Origin of the sequence: Massilia sp. KIM, from assembly GCF_002007115.1 — a bacterium.
Lineage (GTDB): Bacteria > Pseudomonadota > Gammaproteobacteria > Burkholderiales > Burkholderiaceae_D > Telluria.
In genome coordinates this window covers 1-1,552 of record NZ_MVAD01000011.1, presented here as the reverse complement: position 1 = coordinate 1,552, position 1,552 = coordinate 1, and the positions used below count along the sequence as shown (strand labels likewise).

At 52.0% G+C, this 1,552-nt stretch carries 1 rRNA gene and 1 other annotated feature (1 of these 2 cut by a window edge); the gene reads left to right on the top strand.

Going from position 1 to position 1,552, the window contains the following annotated elements:
* Positions 1 to 1,355: a sequence feature (mutual gap in cmsearch alignment for this rRNA model is longer than 100), on the top strand; it begins 1,664 nt to the left of the window's first position.
* Positions 1,356 to 1,466: 111 nt separating this feature from the next.
* Positions 1,467 to 1,552: ribosomal RNA gene (gene rrf / locus B0920_RS25245) — 5S ribosomal RNA — on the top strand; the annotation flags it as partial.

The window sequence follows — 1,552 nt, the reverse complement described above, 5'->3', positions numbered from 1 at the left end:
TGTGCCGCGAAGCAATCGGAAGTGGTTCCAAGAAAAGCCTCTAAGCTTCAGTCATACGAGACCGTACCGCAAACCGACACAGGTGGGCGAGATGAGTATTCTAAGGCGCTTGAGAGAACTCGGGAGAAGGAACTCGGCAAATTGGTACCGTAACTTCGGGATAAGGTACGCCCCGGTAGCTTGACTGCTTTACTGCAGAAGGGTGAAAGGGTTGCAATAAACTGGTGGCTGCGACTGTTTAATAAAAACACAGCACTCTGCAAACACGAAAGTGGACGTATAGGGTGTGACGCCTGCCCGGTGCTGGAAGATTAAATGATGGGGTGCAAGCTCTTGATTGAAGTCCCAGTAAACGGCGGCCGTAACTATAACGGTCCTAAGGTAGCGAAATTCCTTGTCGGGTAAGTTCCGACCTGCACGAATGGCGTAACGATGGCCACACTGTCTCCTCCCGAGACTCAGCGAAGTTGAAATGTTTGTGATGATGCAATCTACCCGCGGCTAGACGGAAAGACCCCATGAACCTTTACTGTAGCTTTGCATTGGACTTTGAACCAATCTGTGTAGGATAGGTGGGAGGCTTTGAAGCGGGGACGCCAGTTCTCGTGGAGCCATCCTTGAAATACCACCCTGGTTTGTTTGAGGTTCTAACCTTGGTCCGTTATCCGGATCGGGGACAGTGCATGGTAGGCAGTTTGACTGGGGCGGTCTCCTCCTAAAGTGTAACGGAGGAGTTCGAAGGTACGCTAGGTACGGTCGGACATCGTGCTAATAGTGCAATGGCATAAGCGTGCTTAACTGCGAGACCGACAAGTCGAGCAGGTACGAAAGTAGGACATAGTGATCCGGTGGTTCTGTATGGAAGGGCCATCGCTCAACGGATAAAAGGTACTCTGGGGATAACAGGCTGATTCCTCCCAAGAGTTCATATCGACGGGGGAGTTTGGCACCTCGATGTCGGCTCATCACATCCTGGGGCTGTAGCCGGTCCCAAGGGTATGGCTGTTCGCCATTTAAAGTGGTACGTGAGCTGGGTTTAAAACGTCGTGAGACAGTTTGGTCCCTATCTGCCGTGGGCGTTGGAAATTTGAAGGGGGCTGCTCCTAGTACGAGAGGACCGGAGTGGACGAACCTCTGGTGTACCGGTTGTCACGCCAGTGGCATTGCCGGGTAGCTAAGTTCGGAAGAGATAACCGCTGAAAGCATCTAAGCGGGAAACTTGCCTTAAGATGAGATTTCCCGGAGCCTTGAGCTCCTTGAAGGGTCGTTCGAGACCAGGACGTTGATAGGTCGGGTGTGGAAGTGCAGTAATGCATTAAGCTAACCGATACTAATTGCCCGTACGGCTTGTCCCTATAACCTTGGCAGTCATGCCGAGACAAGAATACAGCTGATACAACAGCTACCCACTACTTCTTCCAGATTCAGAGCCGTAGCGAAAACCGCTGCGACTCGTACAAGTTATGCCTGATGACCATAGCAAGTCGGTCCCACCCCTTCCCATCCCGAACAGGACCGTGAAACGACTTTGCGCCGATGATAGTGCTGCAAC